This window comes from Paracoccus sp. SSK6 (genome assembly GCF_039770665.1).
Classification (GTDB): domain Bacteria; phylum Pseudomonadota; class Alphaproteobacteria; order Rhodobacterales; family Rhodobacteraceae; genus Paracoccus.
On the sequence record NZ_JBDPNJ010000120.1, the window covers coordinates 1 to 302 of the forward strand.

Annotated in this window: 1 protein-coding gene; it reads left to right on the forward strand. The window is 59.9% G+C overall.

The annotated features are described in order from the left end of the window. Positions 1-137: 137 nt before the first annotated feature. Positions 138-266, forward strand: a complete 129-nt coding sequence (locus tag AAIL68_RS17660; protein ID WP_347141083.1) for a hypothetical protein — start codon at positions 138-140, stop codon at positions 264-266. Positions 267-302 lie beyond the last annotated feature (36 nt).

Here is a 302-nt window from a genome sequence, read left to right on the forward strand (position 1 = left end):
ATCCTGACACTTGGGCGGGATCCCCGAAGGTGAGGTGCATCAGCCGCTTGATCCGCTCCTCGGCATCCGAGTTGCGTGCTTTCGGGGCCGCATTCTCGTCCGTCAGGATCGCCGACTTCTGCGCCATGGCGCGGACCATGGACCAGCAGATCCATGTCGTCGGACAGGAAGAGATCGTCCGCGCTCATGCCTTGGAGATAGCATATCCTGACCGGCCATTCCGCAGGATATCCGCGCGCAAAGCACAGGTGATTCACTTTATCTGATCTCGGAGATCAAGCTGATCCTCGAGGCCTTGGCCC

Bases quoted from the DNA above. Each gene is read 5' to 3' on its own strand.
- AAIL68_RS17660 (WP_347141083.1), top strand. From the start codon at position 138: ATGGACCAGCAGATCCATGTCGTCGGACAGGAAGAGATCGTCCGCGCT.